This window comes from Enterobacter sp. CCUG 70166 (genome assembly GCF_020224095.1).
In the GTDB taxonomy this organism is placed as follows: Bacteria; Pseudomonadota; Gammaproteobacteria; order Enterobacterales; family Enterobacteriaceae; genus Enterobacter; species Enterobacter intestinihominis.
In genome coordinates, this window is the sequence record NZ_NRIQ01000036.1 from 1 (window position 1) to 20183 (window position 20183).

The 20183-nt window shown below is 54.7% G+C and carries 20 protein-coding genes; 8 read left to right on the plus strand and 12 right to left on the minus strand.

What is annotated here, in order from left to right; all coding sequences use genetic code 11:
• Positions 1-378: 378 nt before the first annotated feature.
• On the minus strand, positions 379-945 hold the full coding sequence (gene gmhB / locus CKK19_RS15545) for a D-glycero-beta-D-manno-heptose 1,7-bisphosphate 7-phosphatase (RefSeq protein ID WP_022647122.1): 567 nt from the start codon (positions 943-945) through the stop codon (positions 379-381).
• A gap of 188 nt (positions 946-1133) precedes the next feature.
• Between gmhB and metN the strand changes: the two genes are divergently transcribed.
• The 6 genes from metN to proS all read left to right on the plus strand — a co-directional run bounded on the left by metN (position 1134) and on the right by proS (position 6713).
• The gene (metN, locus tag CKK19_RS15550) at positions 1134-2165 is read left to right on the plus strand and encodes a methionine ABC transporter ATP-binding protein MetN (RefSeq protein WP_006810022.1); all 1032 of its coding nucleotides are present in this window, start codon (positions 1134-1136) and stop codon (positions 2163-2165) included.
• Positions 2158-2811, plus strand: coding sequence for a methionine ABC transporter permease MetI (locus tag CKK19_RS15555; protein WP_003856130.1), 654 nt, complete (start codon positions 2158-2160; stop codon positions 2809-2811). The genes metN and CKK19_RS15555 overlap by 8 nt, the downstream gene beginning before the upstream one ends.
• A gap of 40 nt (positions 2812-2851) precedes the next feature.
• A complete protein-coding gene (metQ, locus tag CKK19_RS15560) occupies positions 2852-3667 on the plus strand; it encodes a methionine ABC transporter substrate-binding lipoprotein MetQ (RefSeq protein WP_063853367.1) in 816 nt (271 codons plus the stop codon).
• A gap of 106 nt (positions 3668-3773) precedes the next feature.
• Positions 3774-4178 (plus strand): Rcs stress response system protein RcsF, encoded by a 405-nt coding sequence (rcsF, locus tag CKK19_RS15565; protein ID WP_003856133.1) that lies wholly within the window; start codon positions 3774-3776, stop codon positions 4176-4178.
• Positions 4175-4882, plus strand: a complete 708-nt coding sequence (tsaA, locus tag CKK19_RS15570) for a tRNA (N6-threonylcarbamoyladenosine(37)-N6)-methyltransferase TrmO (RefSeq protein WP_023299375.1) — start codon at positions 4175-4177, stop codon at positions 4880-4882. Before rcsF ends, tsaA begins: the two co-directional genes overlap by 4 nt.
• A 112-nt stretch (positions 4883-4994) precedes the next feature.
• On the plus strand, positions 4995-6713 hold the full coding sequence (proS, locus tag CKK19_RS15575; protein WP_063853366.1) for a proline--tRNA ligase: 1719 nt from the start codon (positions 4995-4997) through the stop codon (positions 6711-6713).
• 46 nt (positions 6714-6759) lie between these two features.
• On the opposite strand, the gene nlpE is transcribed toward proS, so the two are convergent.
• Genes nlpE through CKK19_RS15590 form a run of 3 tightly spaced genes read right to left on the minus strand, consistent with a single transcriptional unit; the run spans position 6760 to position 8456 of the window.
• Positions 6760-7458, minus strand: a complete 699-nt coding sequence (nlpE, locus tag CKK19_RS15580) for an envelope stress response activation lipoprotein NlpE (protein WP_006810026.1) — start codon at positions 7456-7458, stop codon at positions 6760-6762.
• A 39-nt stretch (positions 7459-7497) separates the two neighbouring features.
• Positions 7498-7914, minus strand: a complete 417-nt coding sequence (gene arfB, locus CKK19_RS15585; protein ID WP_022647119.1) for an alternative ribosome rescue aminoacyl-tRNA hydrolase ArfB — start codon at positions 7912-7914, stop codon at positions 7498-7500.
• Entirely contained in the window at positions 7911-8456 is a 546-nt protein-coding gene (locus CKK19_RS15590; protein WP_022647118.1) for a YaeQ family protein, read from the minus strand. Before CKK19_RS15590 ends, arfB begins: the two co-directional genes overlap by 4 nt.
• A gap of 195 nt (positions 8457-8651) precedes the next feature.
• On the opposite strand from CKK19_RS15590, the gene CKK19_RS15595 reads away from it, so the two are divergent.
• Both CKK19_RS15595 and rof read left to right on the plus strand, forming a co-directional pair.
• Entirely contained in the window at positions 8652-8852 is a 201-nt protein-coding gene (locus CKK19_RS15595) for a YaeP family protein (protein ID WP_003856146.1), read from the plus strand.
• Positions 8839-9099, plus strand: coding sequence for a Rho-binding antiterminator (rof, locus tag CKK19_RS15600; protein WP_023305471.1), 261 nt, complete (start codon positions 8839-8841; stop codon positions 9097-9099). The genes CKK19_RS15595 and rof overlap by 14 nt, the downstream gene beginning before the upstream one ends.
• A gap of 26 nt (positions 9100-9125) precedes the next feature.
• On the opposite strand, the gene tilS is transcribed toward rof, so the two are convergent.
• The 8 genes from tilS to lpxA form a co-directional block, all read right to left on the minus strand.
• Positions 9126-10412, minus strand: a complete 1287-nt coding sequence (gene tilS, locus CKK19_RS15605; protein ID WP_063853365.1) for a tRNA lysidine(34) synthetase TilS — start codon at positions 10410-10412, stop codon at positions 9126-9128.
• A gap of 58 nt (positions 10413-10470) precedes the next feature.
• Positions 10471-10860: a VOC family protein gene (locus tag CKK19_RS15610; RefSeq protein ID WP_022647115.1), complete on the minus strand. Its 390-nt coding sequence runs from the start codon at positions 10858-10860 to the stop codon at positions 10471-10473.
• 66 nt (positions 10861-10926) lie between these two features.
• A complete protein-coding gene (locus CKK19_RS15615; protein WP_063853364.1) occupies positions 10927-13059 on the minus strand; it encodes a lysine decarboxylase LdcC in 2133 nt (710 codons plus the stop codon).
• Between the two features lie 100 nt (positions 13060-13159).
• Positions 13160-14119 carry an acetyl-CoA carboxylase carboxyl transferase subunit alpha gene (gene accA, locus CKK19_RS15620; RefSeq protein ID WP_003856154.1) on the minus strand — a complete coding sequence of 320 codons (960 nt, stop codon included), beginning with the start codon at positions 14117-14119 and terminating at the stop codon, positions 13160-13162.
• Between the two features lie 12 nt (positions 14120-14131).
• Positions 14132-17614: a DNA polymerase III subunit alpha gene (gene dnaE, locus CKK19_RS15625; RefSeq protein WP_063853363.1), complete on the minus strand. Its 3483-nt coding sequence runs from the start codon at positions 17612-17614 to the stop codon at positions 14132-14134.
• Positions 17615-17652: 38 nt separating this feature from the next.
• A complete protein-coding gene (gene rnhB / locus CKK19_RS15630; protein WP_022647112.1) occupies positions 17653-18249 on the minus strand; it encodes a ribonuclease HII in 597 nt (198 codons plus the stop codon).
• Positions 18246-19394: a lipid-A-disaccharide synthase gene (lpxB, locus tag CKK19_RS15635; protein ID WP_225455183.1), complete on the minus strand. Its 1149-nt coding sequence runs from the start codon at positions 19392-19394 to the stop codon at positions 18246-18248. Before lpxB ends, rnhB begins: the two co-directional genes overlap by 4 nt.
• Positions 19394-20182 (minus strand): acyl-ACP--UDP-N-acetylglucosamine O-acyltransferase, encoded by a 789-nt coding sequence (gene lpxA / locus CKK19_RS15640; protein ID WP_003856164.1) that lies wholly within the window; start codon positions 20180-20182, stop codon positions 19394-19396. The genes lpxB and lpxA overlap by 1 nt, the downstream gene beginning before the upstream one ends.
• Between the last annotated feature and the right edge of the window lies 1 nt (position 20183).

Below are 20183 nucleotides of genomic sequence, written 5' to 3' on the forward strand. Positions count from 1 at the left end.
TCAATTTAAAAGTTTGATGCTCAATGAATTAAACTTCGTAATGAATTACGTGTTCACTCGTTGAGACTTGGTATTCATTTAGTGTCCGAGGACATTAAGAATCCATGTCACTTTGAGTGCCCACACAGATTGTCTGATAAATTGTTAAAGAGCAGTTGCGACGCGCTTCAGCGCTCTGTCGCGAGGTGGCGTATATTACGCTTTCCTCTTTCAGAGTCAACCCGTTATTTCAGGATTTTTTCTCTTCAACCGACCGGGTAGTCTGTGAAGTGATTCACATCCGCCGTGTCGATGGAGGCGCATTATAGGGAGCCGCCGAGGAATGACAAGCGGAAAAATGCATTTTTATTTCAACCGCTCACCTTTTCACCAAAACGTCTATTTTTGGTGCTTTTTAATCTCTTTTGGCAGATCTGCCAGACTAGTTATCACCCAGTCAGCTGCATTTTCTGCTTCTGGGGTGACTGGTTTACCGGTCCGCACTAATACTTTGGTTCCCACACCTGCCGCCGCCGCTGCCTGCATATCCTCCAGTTTATCGCCCACCATAAAAGACGCGGCCATATCAATGTGCAGGAATTCCTGTGCAGAGATAAACATGCCCGGGTGTGGCTTACGGCAATCACATGTCTGACGATACGCTTCTACTGTTCCCTGTGGATGATGCGGACAATAATAGATGCCATCAAGATCGACGCCACGATCGGCCAGAGACCAGTCCATCCATTCCGTCAGCGTCTCGAACTGCGCTTCGGTGAATTTACCCCGGGCGATACCGGACTGATTAGTTACCACCACCAGCGCATAGCCCATCTCTTTCAGCTGGCGCATGGCATCTATTACGCCCTCGATAAATTCGAACTCATCAATCTCATGGACGTAACCGTGATCCACATTAATTGTGCCGTCACGATCGAGAAAAATTGCGGGTACAGATTTTGCCACCGGTTTGCTCCTGAAAAAGGCTTGTTCAGCTAGTATCTCATGAATCGCAGCGCAATAAAGTGCTCATCGCACAGAGGTGGATTGATTTAGACGTCTGGATGCCTTAACATCCATTTTGTTTACGGTCATTCCCCGTATCTGGCAGAAGAAAATGCCACGGCTAACTTACATACGATAAAAATAATCTAATGATTAAACTTTCCAATATCACCAAAGTGTTCCAGCAGGGGAACCGAACCATTCAGGCGCTGAACAACGTCAGCCTGCATGTGCCTGCTGGTCAGATTTATGGCGTCATTGGCGCATCGGGTGCGGGTAAAAGTACGCTGATCCGGTGTGTTAACCTGCTTGAGCGCCCGACCCAGGGCAGCGTAGAAGTTGGCGGCCAGGAGCTTACCGCTCTCTCAGAAAAAGAACTCACCAAAGCGCGTCGCCAGATTGGCATGATTTTCCAGCACTTTAACCTGCTGGCCTCACGCACGGTTTTTGGAAACGTGGCGTTGCCGCTGGAGCTGGATAACACACCAAAAGAAGAGGTTACCCGACGCGTCACCGAACTGCTGGATCTGGTTGGGCTGGGTGATAAGCATGACAGCTACCCGGCCAACCTCTCAGGCGGGCAAAAGCAGCGTGTAGCAATCGCTCGCGCGCTGGCAAGCAACCCAAAAGTGCTGCTGTGTGATGAAGCCACCAGCGCGTTAGATCCGGCCACCACGCGTTCTATCCTGGAACTGCTGAAAGACATTAACCGTCGTCTGGGCCTGACTATCCTCCTTATTACGCACGAAATGGACGTGGTGAAGCGTATCTGTGACTGCGTCGCCGTCATCAGCAACGGTGAGCTGATTGAGCAGGACACGGTCAGCGAAGTCTTCTCGCACCCGAAAACGCCTCTGGCTCAGCAGTTCATTCAGTCCACACTGCATCTGGATATTCCGGAAGATTATCTGGAACGTTTAAAAACAGACGCAACGCCTGACAGCGTCCCGATGCTGCGCATGGAGTTCACGGGCCAGTCCGTTGACGCACCGCTGCTGTCCGAAACCGCGCGTCGCTTTAACGTGAATAACAACATTATTAGCGCGCAGATGGACTACGCCGGTGGCGTGAAGTTCGGCATTATGCTGACGGAAATGCACGGCACACAGGAAGAAACCCAGGCGGCAATTGCCTGGCTGCAAGAACATCACGTAAAAGTAGAGGTGCTGGGTTATGTCTGAGCCGATGATGTGGCTACTGGTTCGCGGCGTTTGGGAAACGCTGGCAATGACCTTCGTATCGGGCTTTTTTGGTTTTGTGATTGGGCTGCCGGTCGGCGTACTGCTGTACGTCACGCGCCCGGGTCAAATTATTGAAAACGCGAAGCTGTATCGCACGCTCTCTGCGCTGGTGAACATTTTCCGTTCTATACCGTTTATTATCCTGCTGGTGTGGATGATTCCGTTTACACGCGTTATTGTCGGGACGTCGATTGGTTTGCAGGCGGCAATTGTCCCGCTAACCGTAGGCGCCGCGCCGTTTATCGCCCGTATGGTGGAAAACGCCCTGCTGGAAATCCCAACAGGCCTGATTGAAGCTTCCCGCGCTATGGGTGCGACGCCAATGCAGATCGTTCGCAAAGTTCTGCTGCCTGAGGCGCTGCCTGGGCTGGTGAATGCAGCAACCATCACGCTTATCACCCTGGTCGGTTATTCCGCGATGGGTGGCGCCGTGGGTGCTGGCGGTTTAGGGCAGATTGGATATCAGTACGGCTATATTGGCTATAACGCTACCGTAATGAATACCGTTCTGGTATTGCTGGTTGTGCTGGTTTACTTAATCCAATTCTCTGGCGATCGTATCGTCCGGGCTGTTACGCATAAATAACGTTACAAACAACACAAACTCGACGAGTTAAGGATATAACATGGCGTTTAAATTTAAGACCTTTGCAGCAGTAGGCGCACTGATTGGTTCGCTGGCAGTGGTGGGTTGCGGTCAGGACGAAAAAGATCCGAACCACATCAAAGTAGGCGTTATCGTCGGTGCAGAGCAGCAGGTTGCTGAGGCCGCGCAGAAAATCGCGAAAGAAAAATATGGCCTGGACGTTGAGCTGGTGACCTTCAACGATTACGTTCTGCCGAACGAAGCGCTGAGCAAAGGCGACATTGACGCTAACGCCTTCCAGCATAAACCGTACCTGGATCAACAGATCAAAGATCGCGGCTACAAGCTGGTTGCTGTCGGTAACACCTTCGTTTACCCGATTGCCGGTTATTCCAAGAAAATTAAATCTCTGGATGAACTCCAGCCGGGTTCACAGGTTGCCGTCCCTAACGACCCAACCAACCTTGGCCGTTCGCTGCTTCTGCTCCAGAAAGTGGGCCTGATTAAACTGAAAGAAGGTGTTGGCCTGTTGCCGACCGTTCTGGACGTGACCGAAAACCCGAAAAATCTGAAAATTGTTGAGCTGGAAGCCCCTCAGCTGCCACGTTCTCTGGACGATGCACAGATCGCGCTGGCCGTTATCAACACCACTTACGCCAGCCAGATCGGTTTGACCCCTGCGAAAGATGGCATCTTTGTTGAAGACAAAGATTCCCCGTACGTCAACCTGATCGTGACTCGCGAAGACAACAAGGACGCGGAAAACGTGAAGAAATTCCTGCAGGCATATCAGTCTGAAGAAGTTTACCAGGAAGCCAATAAGGTGTTTAACGGCGGCGCGGTTAAAGGCTGGTAATCTCACCTCAGTGTAATATCATCAAGACGGGCATTTGCCCGTCTTGTCATTTGTGCGGTCAACTGCTTCAATATCTGACGTTTTGATTATCCACTGAGGAACTATTATGCGTGCTTTACCGATCTGTCTTTTAGCACTGATGCTGAGCGGCTGTTCTATGCTAAGCAGATCTCCTGTTGAACCCGTTCAAAGCACTGCAACCCCGCCAAAAGCGGAGCCAGCAAAACCGAAAGCGCCTCGCGCTGCGCCGGTACGTATTATTACTAAAGCCGACGAGCTGGTCGGTAAGCCATTCCGTGAACTGGGCGAAGTGAGCGGCGAATCCTGCCAGGCAACGAATCAGGACTCCCCTCCAAATATCCCAACAGCCCGCAAGCGTATGCAAATCAACGCGTCGAAAATGAAAGCCAACGCGGTGCTGCTGCACAGTTGCGAGGTCACCAGTGGTACGCCGGGCTGCTACCGTCAGGCGGTATGTATCGGTTCTGCGCTTAACATCACGGCGAAATGAGTTCATTTCAGTTCGAGCCGATAGGCGTTATCCGCTCCCCTTATAAAGAAAAGTTCGCCGTGCCGCGTCAGCCGGGACTGGTCCTTAACGGCGGCGGCGAGCTGCATCTTGTCGCGCCGTATAATCAGGCCGATGCAGTGCGCGGGCTTGAGGCATTCAGCCATTTATGGGTGGTGTTTGTGTTTCACCAGACCATGGAAGGCGGCTGGCGTCCTACCGTGCGTCCTCCTCGTCTGGGCGGAAATGCCAGAATGGGAGTTTTTGCCACCCGCTCAACGTTCCGACCGAATCCAGTCGGGATGTCGCTGGTCGAACTGAAAGGGATACGCTGTCAGAAAGATCGGGTGATCCTGGAGTTAGGTAGCCTTGACCTGGTTGATGGCACGCCGGTCATCGATATTAAACCTTACCTGCCCTTCGCCGAAGCGCTGCCGGATGCCCGTGCAAGCTATGCTCAGGACGCCCCACAGGCAGAGATGCCGGTTTACTTCACATCTGAAATAACGACGCAAATCAGCCAGCTGGAAAAGCGCTATCCTCGTCTGCGTGACTTTATCGTCGAAGTCCTGGCGCAGGACCCTCGTCCCGCCTACCGCAAAGAGGAAGACGCAGGAAAAACGTACGCCGTCTGGCTGCTGGACTTTAACGTGCGCTGGCGCGTAACTGATGCAGGTTTTGAAGTGTTTGCCCTGGAACCCAGGTAATTTTGTTCTCCTCTCTTTTGGCATCTTTGCCACACTGGTAAACTAAACCACTTTTTTTGTGTCAGGCTGGTGTTTCAGCCTGTTCCAATCGTCGAAATGGAACCGTAACAACATGCGTACTAGCCAATATCTGCTCTCCACTCTGAAGGAGACACCTGCCGACGCCGAGGTGATCAGCCACCAGCTGATGCTGCGCGCCGGGATGATCCGCAAGCTGGCCTCCGGGTTATACACCTGGCTGCCGACCGGCGTGCGCGTCCTGAAAAAAGTCGAAAACATCGTGCGTGAAGAGATGAACAACGCCGGTGCTATCGAGGTGTTAATGCCGGTCGTTCAGCCCTCTGAACTGTGGCAGGAGAGCGGTCGCTGGGAGCAGTACGGTCCTGAACTGCTGCGTATTGCCGATCGTGGCGATCGTCCATTCGTCCTCGGCCCAACGCATGAAGAAGTGATCACCGATCTGATCCGTAACGAGCTGAGCTCTTACAAACAGCTGCCGCTGAACTTCTTCCAGATCCAGACCAAGTTCCGTGACGAAGTGCGCCCACGCTTTGGCGTGATGCGCTCTCGCGAATTCCTGATGAAAGATGCCTACTCTTTCCATACTTCTCAGGAATCACTGCAAGAGACCTACGACAAAATGTACGTGGCCTACAGCAAAATCTTCTCCCGCATGGGGCTGGATTTCCGTGCTGTACAGGCTGATACCGGTTCAATCGGCGGTAGCGCCTCTCATGAATTCCAGGTTCTGGCGCAGAGCGGCGAAGACGATGTAATTTTCTCTGACTCCTCTGATTACGCCGCCAACATTGAGTTCGCAGAAGCGCTGGCACCAATAGAACCACGCGGCGCGGCAACGCAAGAGATGACGCTGGTTGATACGCCAAACGCGAAAACCATCGCCGAGCTGGTTGAACAGTTTAATCTGCCGATCGAAAAAACGGTCAAAACCCTGCTGGTGAAATCGGCTGAAGGCAGCGCTTACCCGCTGGTAGCCCTGCTGGTCCGTGGCGATCACGAGCTGAACGAAGTGAAAGCCGAGAAGCTGCCGCAGGTTGCCAGCCCGCTGACCTTCGCGACGGAAGCCGAAATCCGCGCCGTGGTGAACGCAGGCCCAGGTTCTCTGGGTCCGGTGAATATGCCTGTTCCTGTAGTGATTGACCGCACCGTTGCGGCGATGAGCGACTTCGCTGCAGGGGCAAACATCGACGGTAAACACTACTTCGGCATCAACTGGGATCGTGACGTGGCGACGCCGGAAGTGGCTGACATCCGTAACGTGGTCGCAGGCGATCCAAGCCCGGACGGCAAGGGTACCCTGATGATTAAACGCGGTATCGAAGTAGGCCACATCTTCCAGCTGGGCGATAAGTACTCGCGCGCAATGAACGCTGCCGTTCAGGGCGAAGATGGTCGTAACCAGGTTCTGACCATGGGCTGCTACGGCATTGGGGTAACGCGCGTTGTTGCGGCCGCTATCGAGCAGAACTATGACGAACGCGGAATCGTCTGGCCGGATAACATCGCGCCGTTCCAGGTGGCGATCCTGCCAATGAACATGCACAAGTCTTACCGCGTGCAGGAGCTGGCAGAGAAACTCTACGCTGAGCTGAGCGCGAAAGGTATCGACGTGCTGATGGATGACCGTAAAGAGCGTCCTGGCGTGATGTTTGCTGATATGGAACTGATCGGTATTCCACACACCGTCGTCATCGGCGACCGTAACCTCGACAGCGACGAGATTGAATACAAGTACCGTCGCAACGGCGAAAAACAGATGCTCAAGACGGGCGACATTCTTGATTACCTGGTGAAAGCCATCAAAGGCTAAGAAACAAAAAAACCCCGCCAGTGCGGGGTTTTTTAATGGCTATAACTTATTTGCTTTCGCAGTCTTTACCCGCAGCAAACTTCGCGTCTTTATCTGCCACCAGCGTTTTCACCAGCTCACCGCTATCGGGGTTTGGCTCCAGCGTAAAATGCCCTTCAACCGTCAGCAACACTGGTTTGCTGTCGTTACCGCGCGCGACGGCATAGTCACGCTCCAGCTGGGCATTGTTCGCCACGCTGACTTTCTTCCCGGTTGCACAGTCAGTGAAGATTGCCGCATCCGCCATGTAGAAATACATCCCTCGCATCGCCATTGGGGTTGCAGGCAGGGTCGCTTTTACCGGGGCCAGCGTATAGTTGAACTGGGATTCAATCGGATTGCCTTCGCGATCGAGCATCTCCATCCCCTCGCCTTTGGCGCGGAAATACGTTTTATCGCCCGTGGTATCAGTCAATACCAGCTTTTCAGCCGTACGCGCCCATGTTCCGTATGTTGCAAAAGAAGACGGCTCTTTCGCCCCCTGATAGCGCTGGTTCATCACCCAGGTGCCATCTTTTTGCAGGAACAGAGAGGTTTCGATGCCTTCACAATCTGCACATGGCAATACGCCGCGCCAGCTCTGCTGCATCGGCTTCAATTCTTCGTTTTGCGTTGGCTGTAGTACCTGTGTTTCTGAACGGTTGTTACAGCCAAAAAGCGCGAACAGGCTTGTCACGGCCAGCGCTGATAATAATGCTTTTTTCACAATACATTCCTTATGAAAAAGTGTGTCCCTTTCGTCACATTACGGGTGACGGACTTTGCCACGCAGTGACTTTACGGTGGATTTCTGCGCCTTCGATGACAACCGACGTTCTTTCGATGCCCGCGTTGGACGTGTTGCCCGGCGACTTTTTTGTACAGCCGTCAGCTCTTTTATGACCGCCGCCAGTCTGGAAAGTGCCGCTTCCCGGTTCATTTCCTGGCTGCGATATTCCTGCGCTTTAATCACAATCACACCTTCACTGGTGATCAGATGATGGCTGGCGGCGAGCAGGCTTTCTTTATAATACTCTGGCAGGCTGGAGGCCCGGATGTCAAAGCGCAAATGGATAGCCGTTGAGGCCTTGTTAACGTGCTGCCCCCCTGCGCCCTGAGCACGGATGGCGGTGATCTCCAGCTCGTGATCAGGGATGCTGACGTTTCGGGACAACTCAATCATGATACGGGCTGCCAGGCCGTGAGATGAATTTCCAGATTATTCTGAGAATCGGAAAGCCAGATGGCGCCGTCCTGAATCGTTGCCTGAAGCGCCATTGTCCGGCTGGCGAACGCGCTCAGCTGTGCCAGTTGTTCATCATCCAGATACCAGACGGTAAGATTTTTGAACTGCGCACATTTATTTTTGTTTTGCTGCCACCAAATCTCCGCCGCGCGCTGGTTATAGGCAAACAACGCCACTTCAGCTGACTGGGTGCACGCCTTTTTGATCCGGCGTTCATCCGGCAGGCCAAGCTCAATCCATAAATCGATACCCAGATGATCGTTGCGCAGCCAGGCTTCCGGTTCATCTTCCGCGCTTAAACCACGGGTAAATTGCAGACGCTCGTCGGCATACTTAATCCACGCCAGCAGGCGCAGCATCATGCGCTCCTGGGTTTCAGAAGGGTGACGCGCCAGCGTCAATGACGCATCCAGAAACTGGTTACGGTCAAGATCCGCCACATTGACCACAGCTTTATAAATTGTCGCTTTCAGCGCCATGAGAGAACTCCTTTCGAATCAGGCGTACATTGTAGCGAAAACCGCAGCAAAAGGCTGTTACGAGGTGGTGGCACCCCGTTATCAAGGCGCTGATATTGCTTAAATGAGTATGGTATAGTCACCTTGCTAAACCGAGTTTAACTTCGTAGGCTTAATGATATCTCACAGTAAGTCAGTACGCTGGCAGGAGGTGATGTGAATAATTATTGTGAGTTGATTCGCAGACGGTATGCGGAAATTGCCAGCGGAGATCTGGGGTACATCCCGGATGCGTTGGGCTGTGTATTGAACGTGCTGAATGAAGTGGCCTCTGATGAGAGCCTTTCTGAATCGGTCAGGGAAAAAGCAGCGTATGCTGCGGCGAATTTACTGGTGAGCGATTATGTCGATGAATGATATCTATCAACCCATCAATTGTGATGACTATGACAACCTCGAACTCGCCTGCCAGCATCATTTAATACTGACGCTGGAGCTAAAAGATGGCGAAGTGCTAAAGGCAAAGGCCAGCGATCTGGTTTCCCGTAAAAATGTGGAATACCTGGTTGTGGAAGATGCAGGTGCAACGCGTGAGTTACGCCTCGACAAAATTGCCAGTTTCAGCCATCCGGAAATCGGCACCGTCGTGGTGAGCGAATCCTGATAACCAACGGGCAGCCAGGCTGCCCGTTACGCTTTCCATTGAAAATTGACACCCGCTTCAGCCCACCCTTCCTGGGTAATAAACACACCTGCCGCCGCGATGAGCGTGTCGCCGTAAAACAGAAGCGGCGTGGTATCACGTCGCCAGGGCGGAACGTTCTGTTCCTGCCAGATTTTCTTCAGTTTACGCCCGCCGTTACGCCCAACGATATGCAGCATGCCGCTGGCCCTGAAGCGTATGGTGACGTTCTCGTCCGGCTCAGGTAGACGCACATTGCCCGAATGGCTTAACGCAACGACACCGGCATTCAACGGTAGCGTTAATGCTTTTTCCGGCGACGGCCAGTCAAGCACAACGTCAGCCAGCGACGGCACAGATTTCACCCACCAGAGTTGCTCTTTATAGCGCCTGACGTCATAACCATTCAGGTGTATACACGGTGCGGCATCTTCCCGCGCCTGTGCAACTTCTTCCCAGATACGGTTGAGCATCGCCCGGGACGGCATAACCGCACGGTGGGAAGCCAGCCAGCGACGAATCAGAGCAGCCCGACGCACGGGGTTCATCACTTTCAACGGCGCAATGTTCAGGGCACCGTCAGCGGTAGTCAGCGTATTCAGCTCCCCGCTCAGCAACTCATCCAGCAAGCTTTCCTGTTCAGCACAAAGCATGGCACTTCTGGCCAGCGCTTCGGAAAAATGGGCCCAGCGCTCACTCAGCAGCGGTAAGACGCGCAGGCGCAGGAAGTTACGGTCGTAACTGTCGTCCTGATTGCTTTCGTCTTCAATCCAGCGCAGATGATGTTGCTGCGCCCAGGCTTCCAGTGATGCACGCGTCTCACCCAGTAGCGGGCGGATGAGCTCTGTTTCAGCAAAATCAGCACGCTCAGGCATGGCGGATAAACCCGCAGGCCCGCTGCCCCGCTTGAGCGCCAGTAAAAACGTCTCGCACTGGTCGTCCAGATGCTGCGCGGTGACCAACGTTTCTCCAGGCTGTAACGCGCCGGAAAACGCGGCGTAGCGGGCTTTGCGCGCCTGCGCCTCAATACCCAGCCCTTCATCCTCAAGCGTGACGCGTTCAACGATTAGCGGGATCCCCCACCCTGAGCACACCGCTTCGCAGTGCGCCACCCAGTCGTCGGCATGGGGGCTTAAGCCGTGATGGATATGCATCGCCCGCAGCTGGACGTCAGGCTCACGGTCGCGCCAGAGCTTAAGACGGTGCAGCAAAACGGTGGAATCCAGGCCACCGCTGAACCCCACCAGCAGCTGGCGGTAGGGTGAAACGGCGTGCGCGATAGCGGGTAAGGTCATAGGAAATTACACATAAAAAATGCCCGAACTGAACGGGCATTATCACACATGACGGCGATTACTGCTGATAAAGCTCCAGCGGCAGACCGTCCGGATCGTTGAAAAAAGTGAAACGTTTATCGGTGAAGGGATCGATGCGAATTGCTTCACAGGCCACGCCGTGGGCTTCCAGATGCTTTACCGCGCTGTCCAGGTTATCGACGCTGAAGGCCAGGTGGCGCAGGCCGCAGGCTTCCGGGCGCGAAGGACGCGCTGGCGGGAAAGGAAAAGAGAACAGTTCAATCACATATTGTCCGTTTAACGCCAGATCGCCTTTCCAGGAATCGCGCTCCTCGCGGTAGGCCTCGCTCAACAGCGTAAAGCCGAGAATGTCGCAGTAAAAGGCCTTACTTTTCGCGTAATCGGTGGCAATGATCGCAATATGATGAACAGCTTTTAAACCCAGCATAGTTTCTCCTTTTTATGATGTCCTGAACGTTACAACCGACAACCCGCCCCTGGCAAGCGGCCCCTTTTATTTTAGGACTTTCACCCAGTACACACCGTTATCATCGCGTTTCGCACCGTGAATATCCGTCTCAAAGCCCGGATAGTGGCGCCCTATCGAACAGAGCATCAGCAGAAAATCGAGCACCGCCCGGCTCTCCTCGGTGATCATCTCGCCCGGCATCAGCAGCGGTACGCCCGGCGGATAAGGCAGGATCATGTTGGCTGATACCCGCCCGACCAGGTTCTCCAGTTCAATGGTTTCAACCTCCCCTTTCACCTGGCGTTGCCACGCCCTGTGCGGCGTGAGCTTCATTTCAGGCAGAACATCAAATGCCTGCAGCATCAGGCGCGGCAGATCGTGCTGGCGGATCAGCCTGTGGATCCCCTGGGCCAAATCCTGAATACGCATATTGCGGTAGAAGTCAGGATCTTCCGCGTAGAGATCCGGCAGCATGTTCTTCACCCGCAGGTTAAGATCGTACGCGCGCTTAAACTCCATAAGCCCGCGCAGCAGGCCCATCGCGCGGGTTTTATCGATCCCGATACTGAACAGGAACAGCAAATTATAGGGGCCGGTTTTCTCCACCACCACGCCGCGCTCATCAAGGAACTTCGCCACCAGCGCAGCCGGGATCCCTTCCTCACCCATCACACCCTGCTCATCCATGCCCGGCGTCAGGATCGTCACCTTAACCGGATCAAGGAACATGTGGTCTGCATCAGCATCCCGAAAACCGTGCCAGCTCTCCCCCGGCGCGACGGGCCAGCATTCTGCTTCATCAATCTCTTCCGGCTGCCAGATATCAAAGAACCAGCCGTCCGCTTCATCTTTAAGTCGCTGAACCTCTTTTCGGAAATGCAGCGCCCGCTCCACCGAACGATTAATAAGGCGTTTCCCGGGATTGCCGCGCAACATCGCCGCCGCCGTTTCGATGGACGCCACCAGCGGGTAGCTCGGCGACGTGGTCGTGTGCATCATAAAGGCTTCGTTGAAGGTGTCCTCGTCGTATTCGCCCTTGATGTGAATGAGAGACGCCTGGGAAAACGCGGCCAGCATTTTGTGCGTCGACTGCGTCTCGAAGAACACCTTGCCCGGCACCCGCTCGCCGCTCATCCCACTTTTACCCGAGTAAATCGGGTGGAAATTGGTGTAAGGCACCCACGCGGAGTCAAAGTGAATCGACGGCACGTCCAGCGTCTGCTTGATCCAGTTCGTGTTGTAAAGCAGCCCGTCATAGGTGGAGTTGGTGATCACCGCATGCACAGGCCAGCTTGCCTCGGGGATCTCCGCGATCTTATTTTCAATGGCTTCATGCGCGAACTCACGGCGAGGAATGCCGCCGAGGATCCCCAGCGCATTACGCGTGGGAGACAGCCAGAGCGGCACGACGTCACTCATCATCAGCAAATGCGCCAGTGATTTATGGCAGTTCCGGTCAATCAGCAGGGTGCTACCGGCAGGCGCGGCATACATGCCGACGATCTTGTTCGATGTCGAGGTTCCGTTGGTCACCATGTAGCTCTGCTCGGCACCAAAGGTCCGGGCGATGTACTCTTCGGCTTCCAGATGCGGGCCGGTATGATCCAGCAGCGAGCCCAGCTCGGTCACTGAAATCGACACGTCCGCCTTCAGCGTATTGCCGCCAAAGAAATCGTAGAACAGGCACCCTACCGGGCTTTTTTGATAGGCCGTTCCCGCCATGTGGCCTGGCGTACAGAAGGTGTACTTCCCTTCATTCACATAGGTGAACAGCGCACGCGTAAACGGCGGGGTGATGTTATCAAGGTATTCGCCGGTGTACTGCTGAATGCGGGTCGCAATGTCCTCGGCAACGCCGAGTGAGTATTCGAAGAACCACAGCGCCATACGCATATCGTGGGCGCTGACGTCCATGGTCGAGTGAGTGTTGATAAAGGCGTACAGCGGAAGATATTCGTTGAGCTTATTGATCTCGCTGCACAACTCCATGTCGTATTCGTCCCAGTCGAATATCACGCCACAGATGCGCGGATTGTGTTCGATGAATTTCAGCAGGTCGGCGCTGTTTTGCGGCCAGATTAGCTGATATCCGCGTGCTTTAAGGGCTTGCTCCAGCTCCTTGATGGGTTCGTCTTTATAAAAGACGCCGTGTGGCCCCATGATGGCAATGATGTTCATGGTTTACCTCCTTGAAAAACATCAGATAAGCATAGTTAAGGTAAACGGCAGGTATAAAAAAAGCCGCAACAATGTGCGGCTTTTAGGATAATTGTGAGGCTTACGCGTAACCGTAGGTCATCAGACGCTGATAACGACGGTTGAGCAGATCTTCTGTGCTCAGCACGTCCAGATCAGCCAGGTCTGCCAGCAGCTGCGCTTTCAGGGAAGCAGCCATCACTTCCGGCTTACGGTGCGCGCCACCCAGCGGTTCAGGGATAACGGTGTCGATCAGCTTCAGCTCTTTCAGACGTGGGGCAATGATGCCCATCGCTTCCGCAGCCAGCGGCGCTTTATCGGCACTTTTCCACAGAATGGAGGCACAGCCTTCCGGAGAGATAACGGAATAAGTGCTGTACTGCAGCATATTCACTTTATCGCCCACGCCAATTGCCAGCGCACCGCCGGAACCACCTTCACCGATAACGGTACAGATGACCGGCACTTTCAGGCGAGACATCTCACGCAGGTTGCGTGCGATGGCTTCAGACTGACCGCGCTCTTCTGCGCCAACACCCGGGTAAGCACCCGGTGTGTCGATGAAGGTGATGATTGGCATATTGAAACGCTCAGCCATCTCCATCAGACGCAGGGCCTTACGGTAGCCTTCTGGTGCTGGCATACCGAAGTTACGACGGATCTTCTCTTTGGTTTCACGGCCTTTCTGGTGACCAATGATCATCACCGGACGTCCATCCAGACGCGCGATACCGCCGACGATAGCTTTATCGTCAGCGTATGCGCGGTCGCCTGCCAGTTCGTCAAATTCGTCAAACGCCAGGCGGACATAATCCAGGGTGTACGGACGCTGTGGATGACGCGCCAGCTGGGCGATCTGCCATGCGCCGAGATCGGCAAAGATTTTGCGCGTCAGTTCTACGCTTTTTTCACGCAGACGATGCACTTCTTCGTCGATGTTAATATCCAGTTTTTCATCCTGACGGCTTACGGCTGTCAGAGAATCGATTTTCGCTTCCAGCTCTGCAATCGGCTGTTCGAAATCAAGGAAATTCAGACTCATAGTATTCCTGTATTAGTCAAACTCCAGTTCCACCTGCTCCGAACCAATGAGGCCACGGAGATCGTTCAGTAAACGATCGCTCGGAGAGACACGCCACGTTGCACCAAAGCGCAACCGCGCACGTGCATCCGCCCTCTGATAGTAGAGATGTACTGGAATGGTCCCCGAGCGGTGGGGTTCCAGAGACTGACGGAGTCGGTTTAAAAGCTGGTCATCAATTTGCCTGTCCGTCAGCGAGATAGCAAGCCCGCGAGCATATTTTTCCCGGGCTTCGTCAATGTCCATCACTTCGCGGGCGGTCATTTTAAGCCCCCCGCTGAAGTCATCAAAGCTGACCTGTCCGCTGACGATAAGTATGCGGTCTTTTTCCAGCAATTGCTGGTATTTATCCAGCGCGTCGGTGAACAACATCACCTCCAGACGCCCGGAACGGTCATCCAGGGTACAGATGCCGATACGATTGCCGCGCTTGGTGACCATTACCCTTGCAGCAATCACGAGCCCCGCAGCCGTGGTGATTTTACCACGTTCTGTCGGATGCATGTCTTTAAGCCTGTGGCCGCCGACATATCGCTCAATTTCTTTCAGATACTGGTTGATCGGGTGTCCCGTCAGGTACAGGCCTAACGTCTCACGCTCCCCATCCAGCACCACCTGTTCTGGCCACGGCTGGCAGTTGGAATAGGACTGCTCGATCTGCTCTGGCTCTTCCGCCAGCACACCGAACATATCCGCCTGACCAATGGCTTCCGCTTTAGCATGCTGTTCGGCCGCTTTCAGCGCATCGCCGAGCGAGTTCATCAGCGCGGCGCGGTGTGGCCCCAGCCGGTCAAACGCACCGGACATGATCAGTTTTTCCAGCACGCGCCGGTTCAGTTTTTTGGTATCGGTGCGGGCGCACAGGTCGAACAGCTCACGGAAATAGCCGCCGTTGTTACGCGCTTCGATGATCGCCTCGATCGGCCCCTCACCCACGCCCTTGATCGCGCCGATCCCATAGACGATTTCCCCGTCATCGTTGACGTGGAAATGGTACAGGCCAGAGTTAATATCCGGCGGCAGGATCTTCAGCCCCATGCGCCAGCACTCGTCCACCAGGCCAACCACCTTTTCGGTGTTGTCCATATCGGCGGTCATTACCGCCGCCATAAACTCAGCGGGATAGTGGGCCTTGAGCCACAGCGTTTGATACGACACCAAAGCATAAGCGGCGGAGTGGGATTTGTTAAATCCGTACCCGGCGAATTTCTCCACCAGGTCGAAGATTTTCATCGCCAGTTCGCCATCGACGCCGTTTTTCTTCGCCCCATCTTCAAAGATAGAACGCTGCTTGGCCATCTCTTCCGGCTTTTTCTTACCCATCGCACGACGCAACATATCTGCGCCGCCAAGGGTGTAACCAGAAAGCACCTGGGCGATCTGCATGACCTGTTCCTGATACAGGATGATGCCGTAGGTTGGCTCCAGTACCGGCTTCAGGCTTTCATGCTGCCACTGCACATCCGGATAGGAAATCTCTTCGCGCCCGTGCTTACGGTCGATAAAGTTATCTACCATCCCCGACTGCAACGGGCCCGGACGGAACAGGGCCACCAGCGCGATCATATCTTCGAAGCAGTCTGGTTGCAGACGCTTAATCAAATCTTTCATGCCGCGGGATTCAAGCTGGAAGACGGCTGTCGTCTCGGAGCGTTGCAGCATGTCGAAACTTTTCTTGTCATCAAGCGGGATAGCCGCGATATCCAGCGGCGGCTCGCCGTTCTTCTCACGGCGGGCGTTGATCATCTCCAGCGCCCAGTTGATGATGGTCAGCGTACGCAAACCAAGGAAGTCGAACTTCACCAGCCCGGCGTATTCAACGTCGTTCTTGTCGAACTGGGTGACCGGATGCTGGCCCGCTTCATCGCAGTACAGCGGCGCGAAGTCGGTGATTTTGGTCGGGGCGATAACCACGCCCCCCGCATGCTTACCGGCGTTACGCGTGACGCCCTCCAGCTTGCGCGCCATGTCGATCAGCGCTTTCACCTCTTCGTCGGCTTCGTAGATTTCCGGCAGCTGAGGTTCAGCTTCAAAGGCTTTCGCCAGGGTCATGCCCGGATCGGGCGGCACCAGCTTAGAGATTCGATCGACAAAACCGTAGGGGTGGCCCAGAACGCGGCCCACGTCGCGGATAACCGCTTTCGCCGCCATCGTACCGAAGGTAATGATTTGTGAAACCGCATCACGACCGTACATATCGGCCACGTGCTCAATCACCTGGTCGCGTTTTTCCATGCAGAAGTCGACGTCGAAGTCGGGCATGGAGACACGTTCCGGGTTGAGGAAACGTTCGAACAGCAGGTCGAATTCCAGCGGATCGAGGTCGGTGATTTTCAATGCGTACGCCACCAGCGAGCCGGCTCCTGAACCACGGCCCGGGCCAACCGGTACGCCGTTATCCTTCGACCACTGGATGAACTCCATTACGATCAGGAAGTAGCCAGGGAACCCCATCTGGTTGATCACCTGGAGTTCAATATCCAGACGCTCGTCATATTCAGGACGCTTCTCTTTACGGACCGCTTCATCCGGGAAGAGGAATTCCAGACGCTCTTCAAGGCCCTCTTTCGATTTCATGACCAGGAAATCTTCCGTGGTCATGTCGCCCGTCGGGAACTGCGGCAGGAAATATTCGCCGAGACGCACGGTGACGTTGCAGCGCTTGGCAATCTCTACGCTATTTTCCAGCGCTTCCGGGATGTCGGAGAAGAGCTCACACATTTCCTCTTCGCTGCGCATGTACTGCTGCGATGAGTAATTGCGAGGACGTTTCGGATCGTCGAGGGTGAAGCCGTCGTGGATAGCGACGCGAATTTCATGTGCGTCAAAATCGCCCGGCTCAAGGAAGCGCACATCGTTGGTGGCTACCACAGGCAGGCCACGCGCTTCCGCCAGGGCGACGGCCGCATGCAGATAGCTTTCTTCATCCGCACGCCCGGTACGGATTAGCTCCAGGTAATAGCGATCCGGGAAATACTCTTCGTAGAACGAGACGCACTGATCCACCAGCACGTTGTTCCCGCGCAGCAGACATTTGCCGACATCACCCATACGGCCACCGGAGATCAGCAGCAGACCTTCGTTCAGCTCCGCCAGCCAGTCGCGGTCAATCCATGGACCCAGCGCGCCGTAGCCGCGCTGGTAGGCTTTTGAGATCAGCAGAGTGAGGTTCTGATAGCCCGTGTTATTCATGGCTAACACGGAAATTTGCGTCATCTCATCGCCGAGCAGGTCGCTCTGCACGTGGAAATCCGCGCCGACGATGGGCTTTAATCCTGCGCCATGCGCCGTTCCGTAGAACTTCACGAGGCCACACAGGTTGGTAAAATCGGTGATCGCCAGCGCAGGCATGCCAAGCGAGGCCGCCTTCTTTACCAGCGGCCCGGTCTTTGCCAGCCCATCGATCATGGAGTAGTCGCTATGCACCCGCAGGTGTACGAAACGTGGTTCAGCCATCTTCAGATCCCGCGTTACTTAATTGCTTGCGTCTTGATTCAGGACACCAGTCCCAGCGCGCGTTTCACCGGGCCAAAGCTGCGCCGATGATGTTCAGTTGCGCCATGTTCAGCCAGCTTTTCCAGATGGAAAGCCGTTGGATATCCCTTGTGCTGGGCGAAACCATACGCGGGATAAGTGAGGTCCAGCGCGGCCATTTCGGCATCGCGCGTCACTTTGGCAATGATTGACGCCGCACTGATTTCTGCGACGCGGCTATCGCCTTTAACAACAGCCATTGAAGGCATCGGCAGCGCCGGGCAACGGTTACCGTCGATCAGCACATACTCAGGCACAATCTTCAGGCCAGCAACGGCACGCTGCATCGCCAGCATGGTGGCGTGCAGAATGTTCAGATCGTCGATCTCATCCGGCTCTGCGCGCCCGAGACTCCAGGCCAGCGCCTTCTCTTTAATTTCATCGAACAGCGCCAGGCGGCGCTTTTCGCTCAGTTTTTTCGAGTCGTTCAGGCCAGGGATCGGGCGGGCTGGATCGAGGATCACCGCCGCGGTCACAACGGCACCCACTAACGGACCACGACCGACTTCATCCACACCGGCAACGAGGTGGGTATGGGGATAAATAAATTCCATCATTGTGCTAACTCCAGCACCGCATCGGCCGCCTGCTCATCAGCATTACAGCGGATCAGTTGATGCAGTTCACGGAAAGTATCATGCATCTGGTGGCTGGTTTTACCGTTGGCCAGCAGCGGCAGTAATGCATCAGCCAGTGCCTGCGGCTGGCATTCATCCTGCAAGAGTTCTTTCACCAGCTCGTGACCTGCAAGCAGGTTTGGAAGGGATACGTAGTCTGTTTTTACCAGACGTTTTGCCAGCCAGAAGGTAAACGGTTTCATGCGATAACCGACCACCATTGGGCATTTTGCCAGCATACACTCCAGCGCAGCCGTGCCGGAAGCCAGCAGTGCGGCATCGCTCGCAAACATAGCTTGCCGCCCTTTCCCGTCCAGCAGGCGGACGTGAAGATCCGGGGCAACCTCGGCTTTGATACGCTCAAACTGCTCGCGGCGTTTGGCATTCACCAGCGGCACGACCACTTCAAGGTCTGGGTACGTCTTGCGGAGAATTTGCGCCGTTTTCAGGAAATCGGCACTGAGCATTTCAACTTCCGCACCCCGGCTCCCTGGCAGCAGCGCCAGACAGTGCACATCATGCGGGATGCCCAGTTCGTCACGCGCCGCATTTTTATCAGGGTCCAGCGGCATGGCATCCGCCATGGTATGACCGATAAAACGGCACGGAACATTAAACCTGTCGTAAAACGCTTTTTCGAAAGGCAGAAAAGCCAGCACCAGATTGGTGGACCGTCCGATTTTGAAAACGCGTTTCTGTCGCCACGCCCACACGGACGGGCTGACGTAATGGATAGTTTTGATCCCCTGCTTTTTCAGGTTCCCTTCAAGGGTAATATTGAAATCAGGTGCATCAATGCCGACAAAGACATCGGGCTTGAGGTCGGTAAAGCGGCGGGTAAGATCGGCGCGAATATGCAGCAGGCGACGCAGGCGGCCCAGCACCTCGACGATGCCCATCACAGCCAGCTCTTCCATTTCATACCAGGCTTCACAGCCTTCGGCCTGCATCAGCGGCCCAGCCACGCCCACAAAGCGGGCATTGGGTACACGGGCTTTAAGCGCGCGGATAAGACCTGCACCAAGAATATCGCCGGAGGTTTCTCCGGCGACCAGGGCGATAGTAAGCGGACGACTGTCGACCATTAACGAATCAGACCACGGGTTGAACGTTCAAAGAATTCCATGAACGTTTTCACTTCAGGGTGCTTATTCGCCAGCTCGGCAATTTCCGGCTTCGCCTCTTCCAGCGTTTTACCGCTACGGTACAGCAATTTGTACGCGTTGCGGATCGCGGTAATCGCTTCGCGGCTAAAGCCACGACGCTTAAGGCCTTCAATGTTCACGCCAAACGGCGTGGCATGGTTGCCCTGCGCAATCACAAACGGTGGGACGTCCTGCGCCACACCGGAGCACCCGCCGACCATCACGTGTGCACCGATGATGCAGAACTGATGGACTGCGGTCATGCCGCCAATAATTGCGAAATCATCGACCGATACGTGCCCCGCCAGCGTTGCGTTGTTGGCGAGAATACAGCGGCTACCCACGGTACAGTCGTGCGCAATATGAGCATTAACCATAAACAGGTTGTCGCTGCCCACCTTCGTCAATCCACCGCCTTGCGTTGTACCACGATGAATGGTGACGCTTTCGCGAATGCGGTTACGATCGCCGATTTCCACGCGGGTCGGTTCGCCAGCATACTTAAGATCCTGGTTAACTTCGCCGATGGAGGCGAACTGATAGATCTCATTGTTGCAGCCAATGGTGGTATGACCATTCACGACAACGTGAGATTTCAGTACTGTACCCTCACCAATTTCGACATGGGGTCCAACAATACAAAACGGGCCAATGTGGACGTTTGCGCCAATGATGGCACCCGTTTCCACAATGGCGGTAGGATGAATAAAGGCGGATTTATCAATCACG